The 20979-nt window shown below is 58.1% G+C and carries 19 protein-coding genes; 6 read left to right on the top strand and 13 right to left on the bottom strand.

Features of this window, described 5'->3' with window-relative positions; all coding sequences use genetic code 11:
• Positions 1-190: 190 nt before the first annotated feature.
• The 5 genes from Q7L55_00200 to nrdR form a co-directional block, all read right to left on the bottom strand.
• Complete coding sequence (locus Q7L55_00200) at positions 191-3562, bottom strand: DEAD/DEAH box helicase family protein (GenBank protein ID MDO8730989.1); 3372 nt, start codon at positions 3560-3562, stop codon at positions 191-193.
• Positions 3559-4704, bottom strand: a complete 1146-nt coding sequence (locus tag Q7L55_00195) for a restriction endonuclease subunit S (protein MDO8730988.1) — start codon at positions 4702-4704, stop codon at positions 3559-3561. Before Q7L55_00195 ends, Q7L55_00200 begins: the two co-directional genes overlap by 4 nt.
• Complete coding sequence (locus tag Q7L55_00190; protein ID MDO8730987.1) at positions 4701-6161, bottom strand: class I SAM-dependent DNA methyltransferase; 1461 nt, start codon at positions 6159-6161, stop codon at positions 4701-4703. Before Q7L55_00190 ends, Q7L55_00195 begins: the two co-directional genes overlap by 4 nt.
• A gap of 248 nt (positions 6162-6409) precedes the next feature.
• Positions 6410-9277: a vitamin B12-dependent ribonucleotide reductase gene (locus Q7L55_00185; GenBank protein ID MDO8730986.1), complete on the bottom strand. Its 2868-nt coding sequence runs from the start codon at positions 9275-9277 to the stop codon at positions 6410-6412.
• Between the two features lie 52 nt (positions 9278-9329).
• On the bottom strand, positions 9330-9818 hold the full coding sequence (gene nrdR, locus Q7L55_00180) for a transcriptional regulator NrdR (GenBank protein MDO8730985.1): 489 nt from the start codon (positions 9816-9818) through the stop codon (positions 9330-9332).
• A 355-nt stretch (positions 9819-10173) separates the two neighbouring features.
• Between nrdR and Q7L55_00175 the strand changes: the two genes are divergently transcribed.
• Together Q7L55_00175 and Q7L55_00170 are read left to right on the top strand one after the other, a co-directional pair.
• Positions 10174-10497, top strand: a complete 324-nt coding sequence (locus Q7L55_00175) for a hypothetical protein (protein ID MDO8730984.1) — start codon at positions 10174-10176, stop codon at positions 10495-10497.
• Between the two features lie 106 nt (positions 10498-10603).
• On the top strand, positions 10604-10990 hold the full coding sequence (locus tag Q7L55_00170) for a hypothetical protein (protein MDO8730983.1): 387 nt from the start codon (positions 10604-10606) through the stop codon (positions 10988-10990).
• Between the two features lie 63 nt (positions 10991-11053).
• On the opposite strand, the gene Q7L55_00165 is transcribed toward Q7L55_00170, so the two are convergent.
• The gene (locus tag Q7L55_00165; GenBank protein MDO8730982.1) at positions 11054-11503 is read right to left on the bottom strand and encodes a LysM peptidoglycan-binding domain-containing protein; all 450 of its coding nucleotides are present in this window, start codon (positions 11501-11503) and stop codon (positions 11054-11056) included.
• A 226-nt stretch (positions 11504-11729) separates the two neighbouring features.
• Between Q7L55_00165 and lexA the strand changes: the two genes are divergently transcribed.
• Positions 11730-12458 carry a transcriptional repressor LexA gene (lexA, locus tag Q7L55_00160; protein MDO8730981.1) on the top strand — a complete coding sequence of 243 codons (729 nt, stop codon included), beginning with the start codon at positions 11730-11732 and terminating at the stop codon, positions 12456-12458.
• 43 nt (positions 12459-12501) lie between these two features.
• Here the strand turns inward: lexA and Q7L55_00155 are convergent, their stop codons facing one another.
• Together Q7L55_00155 and Q7L55_00150 are read right to left on the bottom strand one after the other, a co-directional pair.
• On the bottom strand, positions 12502-12768 hold the full coding sequence (locus tag Q7L55_00155; GenBank protein MDO8730980.1) for a type II toxin-antitoxin system RelE/ParE family toxin: 267 nt from the start codon (positions 12766-12768) through the stop codon (positions 12502-12504).
• Positions 12765-13031, bottom strand: a complete 267-nt coding sequence (locus Q7L55_00150; GenBank protein ID MDO8730979.1) for a type II toxin-antitoxin system Phd/YefM family antitoxin — start codon at positions 13029-13031, stop codon at positions 12765-12767. Before Q7L55_00150 ends, Q7L55_00155 begins: the two co-directional genes overlap by 4 nt.
• Positions 13032-13137: 106 nt before the next feature.
• On the opposite strand from Q7L55_00150, the gene Q7L55_00145 reads away from it, so the two are divergent.
• Positions 13138-13422 (top strand): type II toxin-antitoxin system prevent-host-death family antitoxin, encoded by a 285-nt coding sequence (locus Q7L55_00145; GenBank protein MDO8730978.1) that lies wholly within the window; start codon positions 13138-13140, stop codon positions 13420-13422.
• Positions 13419-13817 (top strand): type II toxin-antitoxin system VapC family toxin, encoded by a 399-nt coding sequence (locus Q7L55_00140; GenBank protein ID MDO8730977.1) that lies wholly within the window; start codon positions 13419-13421, stop codon positions 13815-13817. Before Q7L55_00145 ends, Q7L55_00140 begins: the two co-directional genes overlap by 4 nt.
• Here the strand turns inward: Q7L55_00140 and Q7L55_00135 are convergent.
• Genes Q7L55_00135 through Q7L55_00120 form a run of 4 tightly spaced genes read right to left on the bottom strand, consistent with a single transcriptional unit; the run spans position 13804 to position 17896 of the window.
• The gene (locus Q7L55_00135) at positions 13804-14586 is read right to left on the bottom strand and encodes a thioesterase family protein (protein ID MDO8730976.1); all 783 of its coding nucleotides are present in this window, start codon (positions 14584-14586) and stop codon (positions 13804-13806) included. The genes Q7L55_00140 and Q7L55_00135 overlap by 14 nt on opposite strands.
• Before the next feature lie 5 nt (positions 14587-14591).
• Entirely contained in the window at positions 14592-15506 is a 915-nt protein-coding gene (locus Q7L55_00130) for an SDR family oxidoreductase (protein MDO8730975.1), read from the bottom strand.
• Between the two features lie 39 nt (positions 15507-15545).
• Positions 15546-16784 carry an acyl-CoA dehydrogenase family protein gene (locus Q7L55_00125; protein MDO8730974.1) on the bottom strand — a complete coding sequence of 413 codons (1239 nt, stop codon included), beginning with the start codon at positions 16782-16784 and terminating at the stop codon, positions 15546-15548.
• An 11-nt stretch (positions 16785-16795) separates the two neighbouring features.
• Positions 16796-17896, bottom strand: a complete 1101-nt coding sequence (locus Q7L55_00120) for an acyl-CoA dehydrogenase family protein (GenBank protein ID MDO8730973.1) — start codon at positions 17894-17896, stop codon at positions 16796-16798.
• 171 nt (positions 17897-18067) lie between these two features.
• Between Q7L55_00120 and Q7L55_00115 the strand changes: the two genes are divergently transcribed.
• Positions 18068-19039 (top strand): HD domain-containing phosphohydrolase, encoded by a 972-nt coding sequence (locus Q7L55_00115; protein ID MDO8730972.1) that lies wholly within the window; start codon positions 18068-18070, stop codon positions 19037-19039.
• 160 nt (positions 19040-19199) lie between these two features.
• Here the strand turns inward: Q7L55_00115 and Q7L55_00110 are convergent, their stop codons facing one another.
• The gene (locus Q7L55_00110; protein MDO8730971.1) at positions 19200-20963 is read right to left on the bottom strand and encodes an MFS transporter; all 1764 of its coding nucleotides are present in this window, start codon (positions 20961-20963) and stop codon (positions 19200-19202) included.
• Positions 20964-20979: the final 16 nt, after the last annotated feature.

Genomic DNA, 20979 nt, shown 5'->3' with positions numbered 1-20979 from the left:
CCGACCGCCGTGACTATCAGGAGCGTCGGCAATTTTGGGATTCCCTGCTTGGTGCTCCTGGGAGCGAGCCTTCAGGACCGCACCGCCGAACTGTCGCACTATCATGTGAGGTCGAGGTCCGCTGCGGTGAGATAAGCGGCGCCGGTGTGGAGCAGCGGTGCGCGCTATCGGATCAGTAGTCCGATAGTGCTCAAGACGCTTGCGGGCCCGCGATCGCATGTTGGGTGATCTCCTGCAAGGTGCCAAGGATCGCACTGACGTCACTGCTAGGAAATACGTAGTCGGGTCCAGTTGGAGCATGATCGGTGAACGGGGATTCGAACAGCCGATCCACACTCATCACGCCGTTGTTGGTCAGTTCCTCGACGATGAGATTGATGAAATGAATCTGGGTGGCGGTGTAGAGCGATCCGTCGAGATATTTGGCAAAGGCTTCTGTTGCCGCCTGGCGATCCAGTCCTACCAGTGATCGAATGAAGAGTCCAAGGCCTCCTTCCTGCTGGGACGCCCACGTCACTTCTGCTGGTTGGGCCACGCCAGCAGTCACCAACATCTCTTCCAGCGCGGATAGATCCTCTGCTGTCAGTTGGCGGTTCCTGCGAAGCCGCTGGAGCGCGATATTGTCCTGATGCTCGCGAAGGTATGCAGCAGCCTTCGCTCGGAAGCGTTCGATGTTCAGGCCAGGAGTCAGCCCTGGGAGTTGAACCTCGGTGGCCTCTCCCAACTCATCTTCAAAGTCGGTGTACACGGCATTGCGCTGAGCCTTATCTGCGAACTTCACCAACCCGCGGATCCTCAAGCGGGCCACTTCCAACATCGGAAGGGTCACGTCGATCCACCACTCATCACCCGCGACCTGTTCAAGTAAAACCGCTTGCTCGAACACTGACGGGATCGATGTCTTGCCCAACAGTGCAGCAGCGATGTTCTGGACTGTTTCTCGTAGTCGCTCTTTCGTCAGTGCGTCGTCCTGAAGCTGCGCGAGCTGCCTGCGCAGAATCAACAGGTCAAACCGCTTCGCATCTTCATCATCGTCACGCAGTGATGTTGGAAGACCCGCGACGGATGCTGCTATTTCGAGATCCTCTGGCGTCAGGGATGACCAGTTCTCCCAAGACGCGAATCGCTCGATGGCTCTGCGATGTGGGCGGACAAGCACGTTGTCCAGATTCATGCCAGCCACGATGTTGTGGAGCGACTTGGCTGTCGTCGCCCGAAGCTCAGCATCCACATGTGTTGCATCAAGACCGGACAGCAATCCGAGGCGGGCCTCAAAAAGTCGTTGTGTCAGGGACTTCTGCAGAGAACCCTCAGACCCTGGAAGATCCTGACTGAAGTACTCAAGATTGCCGCAGAAATCGAAGACTAAGAAGTCGCGCTTATCCTGGCTCGGACCGAACAGGGCCGGACGCAACCTCGTGCCGCGGCCGATCATCTGCCAAAACTTCGACTTCGAACGCACGGCTTTGAAGAACACCAGATTCACGACTTCAGGAACATCAATACCAGTGTCGAGCATGTCAACACTGATAGCGATGTGTGGCGACTTGTCGGCTTGTGAGAAGTCATCGATCAGGCTCTGTGCGTAGGGAGTTGCGTGCGTGATCACTCGCGCGTAGTGGCCAGCAAACTCCGGCCAGCCGATATCAAAGCGTTGAGAAATGAACTCTGCGTGGGCCGTGTTCTTCGCGAAGATGATGGTCTTGCCGATGCGATCGCCACCGGCAACTTTGTATCCGTCGGCCATTAGTGCACCAAGTGCCTTGTCCACCGTGTCTTCGTTGAATAAGAAGCGATTGAGCTCCTCGGCCCCGACCTCATCCGGGATAACGCCGTCCTCACCCCAATCGACTGCGTCCCAGTCGTCTTTCTCTTCTTCGCTGAGGTCCGCATATTTGATTCCTTGCCGAAGAAACCTTGTGCCTAGTGAGACGGCTCTTGGCGGTACGAGGTAGCCAGCTTCGACAGCCTCGTCCAGTCCATAGGCATCGGTGGGCACGCCATCCTCTAGGTGGAACAGTCGATAGGTGTTGTGATCGACTTCGTCTTTAGGTGTTGCCGTCAGCCCCACAAGCATCGCGTCGAAATAGTCGAAGATTGCGCCGTACTTCGCGTAAACGGAGCGATGTGCTTCGTCGATCACAATGAGGTCGAAGTAGCCCGGCCCGAAGCGACGCCCAGTCTCATCAACCTCGTTGATCAGATTCATCATTGTCGGATAGGTGGAGACGTATACGCGTCCGTCGGTGATCTTTTCTGTCACAAGATTGACGGTCGTTGCTGCAGGTAGGTGGGCCTTGAAAGCATTTGCGGCTTGATTGACCAATGCCGTTCGGTCGGCGAGGAACAGGATCCGTCGGGCCCAGTTGGCTTTCATCAGCTGTTCACTCAGGGCAATGACCGTCCGGGTCTTCCCAGAACCTGTGGCCATTACTAGCAGTGCATCGCGCTGCTTGCTGTCGAAGGCATCGTCAACCGCGCGAATCGCACGGACTTGATATGGCCGTTCGACAATCTGTGCATTGACCTGTGCGCTCGAGAGCGGCTGACGGGTGCTGCGTCTTTGGATCACGAGTTCGAGCTCGTCTGCTGTGAAGAATCCCTGCACGGCTCTTGGTGGATATCCAGCGGCGTCATCCCACAGCCAATGCTGATACCCACTGGTATAGAAGATCACCGGTCGGCGTCCGAACTGCTGCTCCAGGCAGTCGGCGTAGAGCTTGGCTTGTTGCTGACCGACTTGGGCGCTCTTCGTCGTTCGCTTGGCCTCTACAACAGCGAGTGGAAGTCCGTCGGCACCCCAGAGCACGTAGTCAACAAATCCTTTGCCGTCAGCATTCGGCATGCCCGCGACTTCATACTCACGATCACGTTGATCGGTCAGCGCCCATCCGGCCTCTGCCAGGAGCACATCAATAAATAGATCTCGAGTCTCCGACTCGGAGTAATCATGGTTGTCAACGGCTTTGTTCGCCGCCTGTGCGGCTGAGACGAGCGCCCGTAGCTCGATAATTTCGGCGTCCTTGGCTGCCGCAAGATCGTCCTTCTTGGCGAGGGCTTTTGCATGGGCCTCGTCGTTGGCCTTGATCTTCGCGGCAAGTTGCATGAGTTCAGATCGCGAGAGGGGCGCGGCCTTGGCTGCGAGTGCGGGGTCAAACGCCGCATTCAATGGAACGGCTTGTGGGTTTGGTGAATAGTGGAAAGCAGCCCAGACCATCACGTGATGTACCTCGCGCAGCGCTGAGAACGCGGTCTGGGGCGGGATTGGCTTGTTGTCGTGGACTGCAGCATTGCCTAGTTTGCGAATGAGGTTCAATTTCTGCGCTATGCCCGCGCCAACCTTTGAGGAGAAGGCTGCATCATTAATCCGCGCGGCCAGGTCATCTTTGTAGGGCAACGGAAGCGATAGCAGGTCGTACAAATAGGCGACAAGTTCCTCTACAGCGCGTCGACTATAAAAGCAAGCGGATCGCGGGTCACTTGAACCATAGGACTCTGCCCGAACGCAATCGACGTGAAGAGCAGGTAACGTCGATTGGACGAAGTCGAAATTGCCAGTCACAAGGCGCCCTCGAAAGCTCGGTTCTGGAGTGACGTGAAGAGCTCGAAGGTTGGCACCACTAATGCATTTGCCAGTTCGGACGTGAGTTCTAGCTGTCGATGAATCTCGGCGAATCTCGAAATGTCGCTCGTCGAAGGCAAAGGAATCGGAAGTTCCCGAAGATCACCAAGGTTGATACCCCGCACAGCAGCACCCTTGGTACGGCGTGCCATCCAGGATTGGGCGCCAGGTGACTCTATGGCTGCGCGCAAAAATACAGCTGTGTCGCTGTCAACTACCGCAAGACGGGCGGAATCCTGTGTGATGTTTGCGCCTTCGAGCTCCAGCGGCACAAATGCAAGTCGACCAACGTGGCCTCGAATTGATATGAGCAAGTCTCCCGGGAGCAAACGCGACCGTTGATATTCGCTAGCGATTGCTTCAGTTGTTCGTCGAAGGCTTGAAACTTCTATCTTTCCTCGCTGAATGTCAGTAACGCGCACGTACGGGATTCCATCAGCTACGTCTATTCCTGGTTTCAGGATGCCGTACGTGATTGGACGCATCGGATCAATCCATTCGGCCAGAGGACGCGAAGGAAGCTTGGTTGATGTGCCGAGCCATTGTCCAAACATGTCATTGAAGATTGATTGGCTCAGGTCCTCAAGCAGATGGATTGCTCTCAAAGTTTTTACCTGAATCCGTTCGCCTTGATCAAGAATCGCTGCGATACGGCGCTGGTTCGCTAGCGCTGGGAGCGGTATCTCGGTTGCCAAGAATTCGGCACGATTGATGTGTTTCATAGTCGCCCCGTGCAAGTGACGCTCCATGGAACGAATAGCGCTCGCCAACATGTGACGCAGGAATCCCGAGTCAATTCGACTTGCCTGAGGAACTACCTTGAAGATGTGCTGATTGACGAATGCCGGATCTGTCGAATCCCAGATAAAGACCCCGAGCGTTGCTGACCAGGAGACCAGCAAATCACCCCGCTGAACTTTGAATCGTTCCGGTAACTGGCGTCTTGTGCGATTGAACGGCTTCGTCACGTCTGTGAGATTTTGGATTCGAACTATGGCCGTTCCATCTTCGTGCCAATCGTCAGGTTTGAAGGCAAACCCGTTGACAAATTCCGCGACATCTCCGAGAGCGGCAGTGATCATTTAAGCAGGTCTTTCAGTAAGGCTAAATCCCCTGCTATCTGAGCCCCTAGTTCCTCGATGTCAACGATAATCTCTAAAGGCGCGCGGTGCGTGTTGTCTTCAGCAACGACCTCCTTGTAGCGATTGTGAGTTAAGTCGTAACCCTGCGCTGAGATCTCCTCTTTAGGCACCGTGAAACTTTGCTCAGTTCGTGCCCGCTCCTTTTCAGTCGTTCCTCGCAATTGCCAGCGCCTGAGAATTGATGGCAGATCATTGGCATCTGTTGGATTGCGCTTGTCGTCGAGGGAATACCCATCAGCCTTTGCATCAAAAAACCAAACGTCGTCTGTACCGCCGGAATTCGTTTTTGTGAACAACAAAATCGCAGTGGAGACTCCTGCGTACGGACGAAATACACCAGAGGGAAGCTTCACGACTGCATCGAGTTTTTGGTCTTCAATGAGCGTACGGCGGAGTTCCCTATGGGCATTCGACGATCCGAATAGCACTCCTTCTGGCACGATTACGGCCGCGCGCCCACCCGGCTTTAGCAACTTCAGGAAGAGCGCGAGAAACAGTAGTTCCGTCTTCTTGGTCTTGACTATGCGCTGGAGGTCCTTTGACGTCGCTTCGTAATCAAGTGAACCCGCGAAGGGCGGATTTGCAAGGACGAGGGAATATCGCTCTTCCTCTTCGGTAGCGTCTTCGGAAAGCGAATCGCGGTAGCGGATGTCCGGCTGCTCGATGCCATGCAAGAGCATGTTCATGCTCCCGATTCGCAGCATCGTGGAATCAAAGTCGTACCCATGGAACATGCTGTGATGGAAATGCTGCCGTTGCTTCGCACTCGTGAGGGCAGCAGGATGGGTTTCGCGGACATATTCAGCGGCTGCTACGAGGAATCCGGCTGTGCCACAGGCTGGGTCACAGATCTCGTCGGTCGGGTCTGGCGCCGTCATATCCACCATTAGCTTGATGATGTGCCGGGGCGTGCGGAACTGTCCGTTCACGCCGGCGCTGGCGATCTTCGAAAGTAGATACTCGTAGAGGTCGCCGTTGGTATCGCGATCCTTCATAGGGATGTGGTCGAGCATGTCGACCACTTTCGACAAGAGCGCCGGTGTTGGGATCGTGAATCGGGCGTCCTTCATCTGCTCGCCGTAAGTCGAACCATCTCCACCTAGTGTGCGCAAGAACGGAAAGACCTCATCGTTTACGATCCGATACATCGTTTCGGGATCAGCGTTCTTCAACCGACTCCAACGCAGATGCGCCTGCTTTGGGCGAAAAACGGGGTTCTCGATCTTGGATCCCGTGTGCTTGGCCTTGGACTCTTCAAGAGTCTGCAGATCATCCAGCCGGCGCATGAACAGGAGGTAAGTGATCTGCTCAATGACCTCTAGCGGATTTGAGATCCCACCAGACCAGAACGCGTCCCAGACCCGATCAATCCTGCTCTTCAATTCACCCGTGATCACGGGTGAGACTGTATCGACGAGGACTGTCACTTCGCGCACCCAAAGCCTCCGCTGGCGCGTGAGATGGGCGATTGGAACTGCAAGACCAGGGCAAATTCTGTGAGGCAATCGAATCCTCCACCGGATCTCTACTCCGATATTGGCACACCTCCGTTCGGGCTGCTTCCCGCAATCTCACTCCACTGGAGGCCCAGAAGAGGTAGATGAAGGAGATTCCAACTCGGAATCGCCCTCATCTTGAATATGAACTAGCTGCAGCCGCTCGTGCTCCCGCATCCTTCACACACATAGCAACTCCCCGCTGTCCGCATCTTGATTCCGCAGGTCATGCACAGCGGTGCATCACTGGCGATGCCGGTGATCTCCTCGAGCAGTTCCGCACTTGATCGTGCAGTGCTGGTTGCTGGTCGGGTGATGTGGATTGTTTGTGCCGATGCGGTTGCTGCCGCTTCGGCATTTGCAACATCGCTTGCCTCTTCGATGATGTCATCGAGGTCGGCTGCCGGCGCTGGTGCTCCGTAGCTTGAGTTGACAGTTGCGGTGCGCTCATCAGCGGTGAAGATGCTGAGTGCCTCGCGCTGTTCCAGTGGCAGGTAGTCCAGCGCAAGCCTGCGGAAGATGTAGTCCATGATCGATTGACTGATTCGGATATCCGGGTCATCGGTCATGCCTGCAGGCTCGAAGCGCATGTTGACGAACTTGCTCACGAAGGCTTCCAGCGGCACGCCATATTGCAGGGCGATGCTGATCGCGATCGAGAAGGCATCCATCACACCGGCCAGGGTTGAGCCCTGCTTGCCGAGCTTGAGGAAGACCTCACCGAGCTGACCATCGTCGTAGCTGCCCGCGGTCATGTAGCCCTCGGCACCGGCAACACTGAAGCTGGTGGTGCGACTTGGGCGTGACTTCGGCAGGCGCTTTCTAGTTGGCTTGCTGGTGAGCTCTGCAATTGCCTCGGCAGTCAACTCGATGATCTCGTCGACCTTCTTGGCCTTGGCATCGCTGAGCGGCTGGCCGACCTTGCAGTTGTCGCGGTAGATCGCCAGCGCCTTGATGCCCAGCTTCCATCCCTGGAAGTAGATGTCCTCGACCTCTTCGATGCTTGCGCTCTCAGGCATGTTCACCGTCTTGGAGATCGCGCCGGAGATGAAGGGCTGCACTGCAGCCATCATGCGCACGTGGCCAAGGGGCGTGATGCAGCGAACACCCATAGCGGTGTCGAAGATCGCGTAGTCGGCAGTCTTCAAGCCTGGGGCATCGATGACGTGACCGTTCTCGCCGATGTATTCAACGATGGCCTCGATGGTCTCCTCGGCGTAGCCGAGCTTCTTCAGGGCACGCGGGATCGTCTGGTTGACGATCTGCATTGAGCCGCCGCCGACGAGCTTCTTGAACTTGACCAGTGAGAAGTCAGGCTCGATGCCGGTGGTGTCGCAATCCATCATGAAGCCGATGGTGCCGGTTGGGGCGAGCACGGATGCCTGCGCGTTGCGCCAGCCATTGACCTCGCCGATCTTCAAGCAGTCAGCCCAGGCCTGGTTGGCCAGCTTGGCAACATCGCCATCAAGGCTGGTGATGTTGCGCACGGTGTCGTTGGCTGCGGCGTGCTTGCGCATGACCTTCTTGTGACCGTCGATGTTGCGGCTGTAACCGTCGTACGGGCCAACGATGCCGGCTAGTTCGGCGCTGCGCTTGTAGGCGGTGCCAGTCATCAGGCTGGTGATGGCAGCGGCGAATGCGCGGCCACCGTCTGAGTCGTAGGGCAGGCCGGTTGCCATCAGCAGGGCGCCGAGGTTGGCGTAGCCGATGCCGAGCTGGCGGTAGCGCTTGGTGGTGTCAGCGATCGGGTCGGTCGGGAAGTCCGCGAAGCAGATCGAGATGTCCATGGCGGTGATGATGAATTCCACGGCCTTGGCGAACTTCACGCCGTCGAAGGTGTCGTCATCCTTCAAGAAGGTGAGCAGGTTCAAGCTCGCCAGGTTGCAGGAGGAGTTGTCCAGGCTCATGTACTCCGAGCAGGGGTTGGACGCGTTGATGCGGCCGGTCTCGGGGTTGGTGTGCCAATCGTTGATGGTGTCGTCGTACTGGATGCCTGGATCAGCGCAGGCCCAGGCGGCTTCGCTTATCTTGCGGAACAGATCCTTGGCGTTGACGGTGTCGATGACCTCGCCGCTGGTGCGTGAGGTCAGGCCGAAGTCCTCGTTGTTCTCCACGGCACGCATGAAGACATCGCTGACGCGCACGGAGTTGTTGGCGTTCTGGTACTGCACGCTGACGATGTCCTTGCCACCAAGGTCCATGTCGTAGCCAGCATCGCGGAGCACGCGGATCTTGTCCTCTTCGCGCACCTTGGTCTCAATGAACTCCTCGATGTCAGGGTGATCGACATCGAGCACGACCATCTTGGCTGCTCGCCTTGTTGCACCACCGGATTTGATGGTGCCGGCGGATGCGTCGGCACCGCGCATGAAACTGACCGGGCCAGAGGCAGTGCCACCGGAAGACTTCAGCAGCTCCTTGGCAGAGCGAATGCGGCTCAGGTTCAAGCCGGCGCCGGAGCCGCCCTTGAAGATCATGCCTTCTTCGCGGTACCAGTTCAGGATCGAATCCATGGTGTCGTCGACACTGAGGATGAAGCAGGCGCTGACCTGCTGCGGGCTGGTGGTGCCCACGTTGAACCACACTGGTGAGTTGAAGCTGAACACCTGGTGCAGCAGCATGTGGGTGAGCTCGAGTTCGAAGATCTCGGCATCGGCGTCGGTGCGGAAGTAGCCGTTCTCCTTGCCCGCCTTGGTGTAGGTCAGCACGACCCGGTCGATCAGCTGCTTCAGGCTCCACTCGCGCTGCTCGGTGCCTACGGCGCCGCGGAAGTACTTGGTGGTCACGATGGTGGAGGCGTTGACGCTCCAGGAGTCAGGGAACTCAACCCCGCGCTGCTCGAAGACGCTCTCGCCGGTCTTCCAGTTGGTCTGCACGACATCGCGTCGCTCCCAGGTCACACCGTCATATGGATGCAGGCCAGGAGTCGTATAGAGACGCTCCATCACCAGGCCCGGCTTGTTCAGGGTGTTGTGAACGAAGCCGTCTGTTGCTGCGAGGTTCGTGGTGACCGACATGAATGGTGCCTTTCGATAAATGCGGATAAGGACCGGGAAGCCTTTGCTTGGATTACTGCTTGGTGCTGGTGGTGCTGGGCTCCTTGCCGAGGGGTTCGCCTTCTGCACGCAGTAGGGCGATCTCGGCTTCGAAGTCCTCAAGGGTGTCGAAGGATCGATAGACGGAGGCAAAGCGCAGGTAGGCCACTTCGTCGAGTTCGCGAAGCGGGCCGAGGATGGCGAGGCCAACCTCTTGGGCCGGGACTTGGGCCGCGCCAGCTGCGCGCAGGGTGTCCTCGACTCGGTGGGCTAGCCGGGCCAGATCATCGTCGCTGACCGGTCGGCCTTGGCAGGCCTTGCGAACACCGTTGACAACCTTCTCGCGGCTAAAGGATTCAAGGGCTCCAGAGCGCTTGGCGATCAGAAGCAGTGCAGTCTCGGCAGTGGTGAACCGGCGACCGCAGTTGGCGCATTCGCGACGGCGACGGATGGCCAGGCCATCTTCAGCCGCGCGGGAATCCACGACCCGTGAGTCGTCTTCCTTGCAGAAAGGACAACGCATCTGGTTCACCCCCGCTCTCGTCTTGCTCGTTCTTGCCTGCTGGCCTTGCTGCCGTCACTTGCGTTTCGTTCTTTCACTCTCGTCACATCTGTAACGCCAGTGCTGCCATCTTGGGGATTTCCTTGGGAAATCTTGTGGACAGCCTGTTGATGAAGTGGCACAACCTGTGGAGGAATCACACTGCTGCAACCACTACATCTAGGGGTACGACGTTAGACCCATCACAGGGCGAATGCAAGCAGAGCAAGCGCGGCGCGCCGGCTATTTCTTGGCGAGTTTCGATTGTCTCCGCGAACTAAAGACGACGGCTTGGCGAAAAGCTGACTGCATCAATTTCTCATGCACAATATGTTTCATGGCTTCTCAAATTCACGGGCGCATCGTGCGCCGACCTTCATTTCCCCTCACGAACCGCGATGTCGACGACCTGCAGGAACTGCAGACCTCCGAGGAACTTCGGCTTGCCCTGGAAGAACTGAGCCCTGATGGCCTGCGTACTGGGAAGCTAAGCGAATCGGCTCTCCTGCATGCGATCTGGACTACTGGCATGGCCGCAGTCCGCGAAAAGGCGGAGATGGTGGGATACCAGGCCCTGGCGGCATCAATGACTGCAACCGAAATCGCACAAAATCGCGCATGGGCTCAACGTCGAGCGCCGTATTGGGCTGACGAGCAATGAGCGGCTTGGTAGATCCCATCCACAGAAATGCCTAGTGGTCTTTCCTCAAGGTGTCGAGTACCCTAGACACAATCTGTAAGCGACGCCAACTAAGGGATCTGAATCCATGAGGCGGAGTTTCAATGCCAACGCAGTTCATATCCAGGGCTACTGGGCGATAACGATCCACGGTGTTCTCAATTCAACGATTCACACGCAGGCTAAACGAATTGATCGCATCGAATACATGGCCCGTGATGCCATTGCCCTCGGTCTTCAGGTGCAACCGGATTCCTTCGATGTCACTGTCTCATTCAAAATCGATCCTCAGCTTCAAGCATCGATCGACCAGGCGAAGACAGCTAGTCGCACTGCGCAAGATGCCCAGCTGCAGGCAACGAGCAAGACCAAATCTGCAGTCGAGTTACTTCATGAGCAAGGGTTCAGCACCAGAGATGCGGGAGCCTTGATAGGCCTTTCACCGCAACGCATTTCGCAATTGCTTGCGAAGTGAATGCAAGGGCTGCAGACGGCTGGCGCTCTCTATTGAGTTGTCGGTTGCCTCGTTAAGAATGAACTAGTTGATGACCGGAACGATCAGCGACTGACCCTTGATGACCACAGCTGAGGTCATGCCATTGAGGTCTCGAATGCGGCTCACGGTCTCGCGGGGATCAGCACTTGGCGCAACAGACTGCGCGATCGACCAAAGGGTTTCACCAGGCTGCACCACAACTACTGCTGTGGCCGGACCTTGATTCGTGATCGTCGCGCTGGCGATCTGACCGAACATGAGCATGGCACTGAACAGTGCGATGACTCCCCCGAAGAGCACGACCAGGCGACCGCGGCGGGTCAGCTGAGAAGCCTGCTTCGAAGGGCGCGAGGCGCGAACAGTTGGCACACGGGGTGAGGCGCGAACAGTTGGCACACGGGGTGAGGTGCGAACTGCGGTGCGAACCGACCGGACGGCACTTGTGGTGCGAACGGGGCGGCGGGCTGGGGCTAACGGGATTGCGATCGCCATGGTCGTGCCTTTCTCTTCGGGGAAGAACATCCAGTCGAACAGGTGTTCGATCGAACGCTTGTGCGATTTGTAGCATGTTTCCCGGCGACACGTCCAGTTCTTTCGAACATGTGTTTGATTTTGGTGTGTCGTCCGGCTAACGTGAACTCTGTCGCGAAGGTCTGACACGCGCGGGTTTCGGAACGGTTCGGACAGTTCGGATAGGGATTACGCAGATGGAGGACGCATGAGCGAGCTTGTGGAACTGCCAGATGGCCCGGCTGATGAAGCTGGCCTGACCACTCGGCAGCGTCAGATCCTGACAATGATCCGCGATTCAGTCGACGATCGCGGCTATCCGCCAAGCGTGCGCGAGATCGGCGAGAGCGTTGGCCTGACATCTCCCAGTTCGGTTGCCTACCAGCTCAAGAGCCTGGAGAAGCTGGGCTACCTGCGTCGCGACCCCAACCGGCCTCGAGCCATGGTGGTTGCTGACCCGAACACTGAATTGCCCGCCATTGGCGAATCCTTCTCATCGCCTGCTCGGCTGCGAGTTGTTGAATCGACCGAAGAGTTCGATGCTTCTGAGTCCGTTCGCGCTGGCGCTGCCCTGGTGCCACTGGTTGGTCGTATTGCTGCCGGTGGCCCGATCCTGGCCGAGCAAGAGATTGAGGCTGTCTTCCCGCTCCCCCGCGATCTCGTAGGCGAAGGCGAACTGTTCATGCTGAAGGTCAGTGGCGATTCGATGATCGATGCAGCCATTTGCGATGGCGATTGGGTTGTCGTCCGCACGCAGAACACGGCAGAGAACGGCGAGATCGTTGCAGCTCTTCTTGATGACGAAGCGACTGTGAAGACTTTAAAGCGCAGCGATGGACATGTGTGGCTGATGCCGCACAACCCTGCCTACGCCCCGATCCTTGGCGATCACGCCAAGATCATGGGCAAGGTCGTCACGGTGCTGCGCAAGCTCTAGCAGAGCCGTTTCGGAACTCACTCCTCACGCACGCGATCTATCGCTACAGAATGTTGCGATAGACATCCCGCCTGTGACCGACAGCTATTACTAGAACCATCAGGACCGCGTCCTGGATCTCGTACACAACCCGGTAGTCGCCGGTGCGCACACGCCACTCGCCTGCGCCACCCACCAATCTCGTTGCACCGGCCGGTCGCGGTTCGGTCGCCAAGAGCTCGATGGCCGCCTGGATACGACGACGGGCCTGCGGATCTAGTCGGCGCAGTTGGCGCGCGGCCGCCGGCGTGATCTGGATCCGGTAGGTCACGTCAGGCCAAGGTCTGCCTTGACCTGCTCCCACGGAATGGGGCCCTGCCCGGTCGCGGCCATATCTGCCCGTGCCTCAGCCACGGCGCGCAAATCATCCAGATCCTCGGCCGCCTCGATCAGACCCTCGAGTTGATCGGCATCGATCACTGCGGCAACACGTCGGCCACGCCGCGTTAGAAATACCGGCTCATGCTCCACGCGCGCCTGGTCGACAACGTCCGCCAATCGCGAACGCGCGTCAGACACCGTCATCTCGCTCATGAATCGATGCTAACTGAAATCGCTGAAACGTACAAATACGCGATCAACGCCGTTGCAGCACTCAGTCGTGATTGACGAGAAAGTTATGACTACTTAATGTAGACACATGGATGTCGGAATTAGGGAACTCAAGGCGCACCTTTCCCACTACGTGAAGCGCGCTTCACGAGGCGAGACGATTCGAGTTACTGATCGTGGCCGGACAGCCGCTGTGTTGACTCCCCCGACCCAAGATCTGGAACTTCCCGAAGGACTCGCACGCGGGATTCGCGAGGGGTGGATCACTTCAGCACAGTCTCGCGGGCCACTAGCCGAGTACTTCCCAACTGCAACTTTGCCTGCAGGTGAAACCTCACTTCAAATCATTCAGGAAGACCGTGAAGATCGGTGACGACCTATTTCGATAGCAGTGCCTTGGTCAAGCGCTACATCGTTGAGCCCGACAGCGAGCAAGCAATCGCGCTGATTAATGCGGAGTCGCTCCGCGTTACTTCGATGATCACGCGCGTTGAAGTCCGTCGAGCGATTGCACGCATTCCCAGCGCTGTTGAAAGCTCGATGGCTCGCGAACAGTTCATCGTTGATCTCATTCAATTTGATGTTGCTGCCGTCGACTCTGCCGTATGCGATCGCGCAGCCGCAATTGCAGAGTCTTCAGGTATTCGATCATTGGACAGCTTGCATCTTGCAACAGCGATGCTCGCCGGATGCACGAAGTTTGTGACCTTTGATCGTCGTCAAGCTGCAGTCGCTGAAGAACTCGGCATGAGCATCAATCTCGGGTAGCAGGCCTCAGCAGCATTTCCTGGCCCATGCTGGCTACGAGTTGACCATCGTGCCCGTAGAAGCGCCCGCGATACCAACCACGTCCGTCAGCCAGTGATTCGCCTTGGTGATCCATCAGGATCCAGTCGTCCATCTTGGGCGTGCGATGCAACCAGATCGCATGGTCCAAGCTGGTGTGAAAATCTTCGTCCGTGAGATCGGTCAGCTGCGGGATACCGCTGTGAAGGTCAGACAGATAGATCAGTGCGCAGGAATTCAGGCGCCTGTTATTGCCGAGCTCGTGCACTGGTCTTGCCCACAGGCGCGGCTCGTACAGATAGTCGGCAGCCTGTTTCGGAACCCTGACCTCAAAGCCCGGGCAGCGTGAGGGGGCAAGTTCGCAATCCTCCGGTTCGGCAACTGCGGGCGAAGTGGGAATCTGCACGTTTTCGCCGCCCTCAGGGGCATGGAAGGAGATGCCGACTCGGGCAATGAGGCGGTCACCTTGATGAGCGAGCACCTGCCGAGTTGAGAACGCCCGGCTGTCGCGCTCGCGTTGCACCTCGAACTCCACCGGCTTCAGCGGATCACCGGCGTTGAGAAAGAAGACGTGCACGGCGTTGGCATCCAGGCGCTCGTCAACTGTTGCAAAGGCCGAGTTCAGCGCTTGGCCGGCCATCTGTCCGCCGTTGAGCGAACGCGCACTGGGAGCCTGGTAGTCGGCAATGAATTGATCAGTCGAGGTCGGTCGCACAGCAAGAATCTGCTGAAGATCGGGAACTCCGCTCATGCCGCTTAGTAGGGCAGGTTGAGGTTGAACTCGTAGGTCGCGAACTTCGCGGCCTTCTCGTTGAGCTCGTCGATAGTCCAGAGGCCTTCCTTCTCGATCGAGTCCACGATCGCCCAGGGCTGGAAGAGGTAGACGGCGCCACCCTGCACGAAATAGGTGCGGCCCCTGCTCGGGCAGTCAGCGGTAGAGAGCCAGCCCACAAATGGGGAGATGTTCTCGGGGCCGCGTGGATCCCACTGGCTGAGGTCAGCGGTCTTCAGGCGCTCATCTTCACGCTCCTGGGCTCCGGGCACGCTCAAGGTCAGTCTCGTGCGGGCCGACGGGGCGATGGCATTGGCGATGACGCCGTAGCGCTCAAGTTCCATTTGGGCAATGTGGGTGAAGGAGCCCAGGCCACTCTTGGCAGCGCCGTAATTGGTCTGGCCGACATTGCCGAACAGGCCCGAGGTCGAGCTGGTGTTGACGATGTTCGCCGGCGTGAGGCCGCGCTCCTTGCTGGTGACTCGCCAGTACTGCGCAGCCGCACGGGTTGGTGCGAAGTGACCGCGAAGAGTGACGCGGATGATGTCGTCCCAATCCGCATCGCTCATGTTGACGAGCATGCGGTCGCGAAGGATGCCAGCGTTGTTGACCAGGATGTTGAGGTCACCAAATTCGGCAACTGCCTGATCGACCATGTTCTGCGCACCTTCGGTGCTGGCGACATCGTCAGTGTTGGCAACGGCTTGACCACCAGCAGCGATGATCTCGTCGGCTACCTGCTGCGCCGGGCCAACGTCACTACCTGAGCCATCATTTGCGGCGCCGAGGTCATTGACCACAACGCTGGCACCTTCCTTGGCGAAGAACAGCGCGTGCTCGCGCCCCACTCCACGACCAGCGCCGGTGATGATCGCTACGCGTCCGTCTAGTGCACCCATGCTGAAACTCCTTTGAGATGGTCTACTTGCTCGTTGGTGCTAGTTGGTCTTGACATCCTTGAACGGCATGTCGCGATCAACCTGCGGCTCCTTGGGAAGACCCAGCGAACGCTCACCGAGGATGTTGCGCATGATCTCTGGCGTTCCACCGGCGATCGCGCCACCAGGTGAACCGAGCAGGCTGCCGGCCCAACGTGCGGCGATCTCGTCGCCGTCGGTCCAGGCCTGTCCTGATTCGGCAAGCAGGGTCATGGCCATATCGGCGCTGCGCTTGCCCAACTCAGAGCCACTCAGCTTGGCGATCGAACCTTCCGGTCCGGGAGCCTTGCCAGCCTTCATGCCCGCACGCATGCGGTCACCAAGGATCTGGATCAGACGCTCTTCGACATAGATGCTGGCAAGCTCCTGACGGGTTGCGCCGTCGTTCTTCTTGCCAACATGCGTGGCGAGCTCAGAGAGGTTGTCGAATTGCGGGGTGCCCGAGCCACGGCCAAGGCCGCCGCCGCCAGCACCGATCGAGACGCGCTCGTTCATGAGCGTGCCGATGGCTGCCATCCAGCCGTGATCGACCTCACCGACCAAGTTGGAGGCAGGCACCCGAACGTTGTCGAAGAAGACCTCGTTGAAACCGCTGCCACCACTCATCTGACGCAGTGGTCGCACAGTCACACCAGGCGAGCTCATGTCGACAATGAACATCGTGATGCCCTTGTGCTTTGGCACATCGACATTGGTGCGAGTCACGATCAGGCCGAACTTGGAGAAGTGGGCGCCGGAGGTCCACACCTTCTGACCATTGATGACCCACTCATCGCCATCGCGCACGGCCTTGGTGGTCAGGCCGGCAACATCGGAGCCAGCACCTGGCTCGGAGAACAGCTGGCACCACACTTCGTCGCCGCGCAGCATCTTGGGAATGTGCTCCTCGCGCTGCTCTTCGGTGCCGTACTGCAGCAAGGTCGGTGCACACATGCCCAAGGTCACCATGAATGGCGAGCTCTGCAGGTCATAGCCGTTGGCCTCTTCGTTGAATACCCGCTGGTGGTTCATCGTCAGGCTCTGGCCGCCGTACTCCTTTGGCCATGACAAACCCGAGAAGCCGGCGTCGTAGAGCTTGTTCATGAAGCCGCGAGCGCGCGCCAGATAGTCGACAGTCTCGCCATCGGCTTCTTCGACTGCGGAGTGGTCGTCAATGCGCTTGCCATTGGCCTTGAACCAGGCTCGCACCTCGGCGCGGAAGGCTTCCAGGTCAGTTGAGGTGTCAGTTGAAGTCGTCATGGTCATTCCTCCTAGTAACCCAAGCCAACGAGCAGCGCCTCGCGGTGCTGCGCGGGAGTGCCGAACAGCGCTGAAGAACTGCGCGAACGACGGAAGTAGAGATGTGCGGGGTGCTCCCAGGTGTAGCCAATGCCACCGTGCACACGAATGTTGGTGAGCGTGGCATTGGTGAAGGCCTCAGAGCAGGAGACCTTGGCCAGACTGGCTGAAAGAGCCAGATCGTCTTGACCTGCAGCTGCCTTGTCGGCCGCATCTTCTGCAGCTCCGCGGGCCTTCTCGACCTCCACCAGGGTGTTGGCACACATGTGCTTGATGGCCTGGAAGGAACCAATGATGCGGCCGAACTGCACGCGGATCTTGGCGTACTCAACGAACATGTTCATGACCGCTGTTGCGCCACCGAGTTGTTCGCTCGAAATCAAGATTGCTGCAAGTTCTTGCAGCTGCTTGATGGTGTCACCAGCGTCAACGGCCAATGCGATCGCCGGTGCCTTTTCGAAACTGATGGAGGACTGAGCGCGGGTCAGATCAATAGCGTTGAGCGCCTCGCGGGTCACGTCAGCGCCATCGATGACGAAGATGCCGACGCCGTTCTCGGTTTGCGCTGAGACGACGTAGAAGGTCGCGCCGCCATTGTCGAGAACAAAACTCTTGCTACCACTGACATGCCAATTCTCGCCAGCCTGTAAAGCGGTGGTCTCGTGTGCGGTGACCGGCCATTCGCCGGCGGCTTCAGTCAACGCAAGTGCTGCGGTTGCCTCACCGGAGGCCAAAGCCTCCAGGTACGGACGGCGCACGGTGTCATCGGTGGCAAGCAGGAAGGGCAGGGTGCCAAGGGCCGCGCTGGAGAGCATCGGCAGCGGAGCCAGGGTGCGACCAAATTCCTGGAGCACTGCTCCGAGTTCGGCGTATCCGGCGCCTTGACCGCCAAATTCTTCGGGGATCACCAGACCAGCAAGGCCAAGGCCCTGCGAGAGCTTCAGCCAGGCATCAGCCGGCACGGCCTCTTTGCCATCGGCGATGCGCTGCACCTTGTCGATGGGGTAATTGGCGTCCAGATAATCGGCAACTGCGCTGCGGAGAGCCTCGCGCTCCTCGGACATGCTCGACATGCGACCTCGCTTTCAGGGGATTTCCTGAATCGTGCCAGAACAGCGATCAGGCCGGGGGCGAAAGAGGGTAATTGTGTACCGAGATCAAGTTGCGGCATTTGCTAGACATATCCGGAAAAGAAGGTTCCACTTAGTTTGTGAGGGCTAGACCTCCCTCACATTGAGGTGCTCATGGAAAAGTTAGAGCATGTGCAACTGAGCGATGCCGGCCTCGCACTCCTATTCGAGTTCAGCCGAGGGCCTTCCTTCGCCTACGATCCCAGTTCGCTTCGAATTGCCATGGTCAATGACACGGCCCTGAACTACTACGGCTATAGCCGTGAAGACTTCTTGAACTTGACTCTCGACGAGATCATCGATCCTGCGTTCCTGCCGACGGTGCTGCAGTCATTTGCTGAGCAATGTCTCTTCAAGATGGACATGATCCACACTTCTGCGCGAGGCCGCCGCCTTGAGGTGCAAATGATCGATCGTGAGTTGTTGATTGCAGGCATGGCAATTCGAGTTGTGCAAGTGCAGGCCCTTGACGAAATCGAATTGCAGCAGCGAATATTGACCAGGCAACTTGATGCCGTACTGAACATGGTGTCAACCATGATCCGCATGCGCGACCCATTCACCGACCGACACCAATTTCGCGTCGCCGCCCTGACCACGGCGATGGTGCATGAGATGGGTCTGGCGCGCAATGAGGCGACTGGCGTTGTGGTGGCCGCCACCCTTCATGACATCGGCAAGCAGGGCGTGCCGGTGGAGATCCTGTACTTTGCCGGCCGATTGAATCGGGCGGCAATGGAATTGGTGAAGGGCCACAGCCAAGCAGGCTACGACCTACTGGAACCCATCGAAATGCGATGGCCAATCGCCCAGATGACACTTGAACATCACGAACGACTCGATGGATCGGGCTATCCGCGCGGCTTGAGATCAAAAGATACCCTTCTTGGCAGTCGCATCATTGCGGTGGCCGATACTGCAGAATCGATGATGTCGCATCGGCCCTACCGAGCAGCTTTGGGAATCGAGCCCACATTGGCCGAATTGAATGCCGGCAAGGGAGTTCTCTATGAAGAGGCAGCAGTATCGGCTTGCCTAAAGGTGATCAGTGAAAGCGACTTTCACTTCCCCGACGGAGTTCTGTGAACTCCGAGGAGCAATCTTAGGTTGAGAAGCGGGGCCCACATCATCGGCTTCGGCGTCCCCGCGACTACCACCCCGATAGCGCTGCCCGCAGACGTACGTGGCACAAGCACAAGAGAACCTACCGACTCGCCTACTGCAATCGGGGTGCTAGTCGCGCCAGCTAAACGCGAACGCCACTCGTCATGATGACCTGGCGAGGTGGGTTCTGATCGTCAATGTCGGCGATCTCTTCAAGATCCTGCCACCCCTGCGCGTGCACCACGATCCGGTACACCCCTGGCTCTGGGAGGGTCACTGAGTAATTGCCCTTGGCATCGGTACGCTCCCAGTCGATTTGCTGACCCTCAGTGGTGGAGAACACGAGTTGCGCGTTGTTGATCGCCGTGCCATCGGCATCGGTGACACTTCCGCGCAAAACGAACTCGTGCGGACGCTCGTGCATGAGCTCGGCATTTTGGTGGGCCATGGCTGCTGCTCCGGAGGAAACCGCGACATGGGCGAGATCAAGATTGCGCGGCAGGAACCAACCGATGAATGCAGCGATCAATGCCGCCACGGCTGCGCCGATATAGATGAGTTGGAAGGCCTGCAATTGCGGAAGAAGCGCGCCGCCAGCTACCTCCAGCGTGACGCCAGTGAGAAGCGCGGCAACCGCCGCGCTGGATACCGAGGTGCCCATCGTGCGCATGACGTTGTTGAGGCCGTTGGCGGCCGAGGTCTCTGAGATCGGCACAACGCGCATGATGATGTTGGGGGCTGCTGAGAAGGCGATCATGGTGGCGCCCGAGACGATGATCGCGCCGATGCCAACCTCCACAATCGACGAGAAGTAGAAATAGCGGAATAGATAGCCAGCCGACAGCGCCAGACAGCCGGTGAGCAGCGCGCGCTTGGGGCCAAACTGCGTGACGATGCGTGCAGCCACGGGCGCCATCGCCACCATTGCTGCAGCCGAAGGCAGTAGTACGAGTCCCGACTGAAACACGGTGAGTCCAAAGCCGTAGCCAGTGCTGGTAGGCATCTCGAGCATCTGAGTGCTCGTCAAGATGTTGGCGTACATCGCAATGCCAACGACAAGGGTCGCGATGTTGGTCAGCATCACGGGCTTGTGCATGGTGGTGCGCAGATCAATCACTGGCTGACTGACGCGCAGTTCCAATGGAATCCAGAGCGCAAACAATGCAGCGGATGCTGCGAAGAGTCCGAGAATCGACGGACTCGTCCAACCCCAGTGCTCACCCTTGGTGATCGCAAGCAGCAATGCTGTCAGCCAAAGTGAGATAAGTCCGGCCCCGACGTAGTCGAACCTGCCACCACTGCGAATTGGGGATTCGGGAACGACGAACAGAATCGCTACCAAGCTGAGGGTGCCGGTCAGTGCTGAAACACCGAAGATCGCATGCCAGCCCAAGGTCTGGAAGATGAAGCCACCCAGCGGCAAACCGATCCCAGCGCCGATGCCCATCGTTCCGCTCATCAGTGCGATTGCGCCTGGCAACTTCTGCGGCGGAATCTGATCGCGCATGATGCTCATGCCAATGGGAATCAAAGCCATTGCGAAACCCTGGAAGATTCTTGCCACGAGCATCTGCGGAAATGTCGTGCCAAAGGTTCCGATCAAGGAGCCAACAATCAGCACCCCAAGACTGACGATCATCATGCGGCGCTTGCCGTACATATCGGCCAGCTTTGCCACCGAAGGGATTGCCACAGAACTTGAGATCAACGTTGCAGTGATCAACCACGACGCTTGTTCGGCAGTGCAATTGAGCAGTGCCGGGATCTCCGAGAGCAGCGGGATGAACACCGTCTGCATGATCGACACAACCGCGCCGCTGACTGCGAGCACGGCAATGATGGCGTTCGGTGAATACCTACGAGACTTCAAATTCAGTCGCTCCTTGAAAAGTGAACGCTTGTTCACTCGCAAGTATATGCGC

Source organism: Actinomycetota bacterium (assembly GCA_030650795.1).
Taxonomy (GTDB): Bacteria; Actinomycetota; Actinomycetes; order S36-B12; family S36-B12; genus UBA11398.
This window is presented reverse-complemented; position numbering and strand designations above follow the sequence as displayed.

Excerpts from the sequence above, each read along its gene's own strand:
- Q7L55_00145 (MDO8730978.1), top strand. The coding sequence starts at position 13,138 with ATGGATGTCGGAATTAGGGAACTCAAGGCGCACCTTTCCCACTACGTG.
- nrdR (MDO8730985.1), bottom strand. The coding sequence starts at position 9,818 with ATGCGTTGTCCTTTCTGCAAGGAAGACGACTCACGGGTCGTGGATTCC.
- Q7L55_00125 (MDO8730974.1), bottom strand. The coding sequence starts at position 16,784 with ATGACGACTTCAACTGACACCTCAACTGACCTGGAAGCCTTCCGCGCC.
- Q7L55_00150 (MDO8730979.1), bottom strand. The coding sequence starts at position 13,031 with ATGAGCGAGATGACGGTGTCTGACGCGCGTTCGCGATTGGCGGACGTT.
- Q7L55_00120 (MDO8730973.1), bottom strand. The coding sequence starts at position 17,896 with ATGTCGAGCATGTCCGAGGAGCGCGAGGCTCTCCGCAGCGCAGTTGCC.
- Q7L55_00115 (MDO8730972.1), top strand. The coding sequence starts at position 18,068 with ATGGAAAAGTTAGAGCATGTGCAACTGAGCGATGCCGGCCTCGCACTC.
- Q7L55_00175 (MDO8730984.1), top strand. The coding sequence starts at position 10,174 with ATGGCTTCTCAAATTCACGGGCGCATCGTGCGCCGACCTTCATTTCCC.
- Q7L55_00185 (MDO8730986.1), bottom strand. The coding sequence starts at position 9,277 with ATGTCGGTCACCACGAACCTCGCAGCAACAGACGGCTTCGTTCACAAC.
- Q7L55_00195 (MDO8730988.1), bottom strand. The coding sequence starts at position 4,704 with ATGATCACTGCCGCTCTCGGAGATGTCGCGGAATTTGTCAACGGGTTT.
- Q7L55_00130 (MDO8730975.1), bottom strand. The coding sequence starts at position 15,506 with ATGGGTGCACTAGACGGACGCGTAGCGATCATCACCGGCGCTGGTCGT.
- Q7L55_00135 (MDO8730976.1), bottom strand. The coding sequence starts at position 14,586 with ATGAGCGGAGTTCCCGATCTTCAGCAGATTCTTGCTGTGCGACCGACC.
- lexA (MDO8730981.1), top strand. The coding sequence starts at position 11,730 with ATGAGCGAGCTTGTGGAACTGCCAGATGGCCCGGCTGATGAAGCTGGC.
- Q7L55_00170 (MDO8730983.1), top strand. The coding sequence starts at position 10,604 with ATGAGGCGGAGTTTCAATGCCAACGCAGTTCATATCCAGGGCTACTGG.
- Q7L55_00165 (MDO8730982.1), bottom strand. The coding sequence starts at position 11,503 with ATGGCGATCGCAATCCCGTTAGCCCCAGCCCGCCGCCCCGTTCGCACC.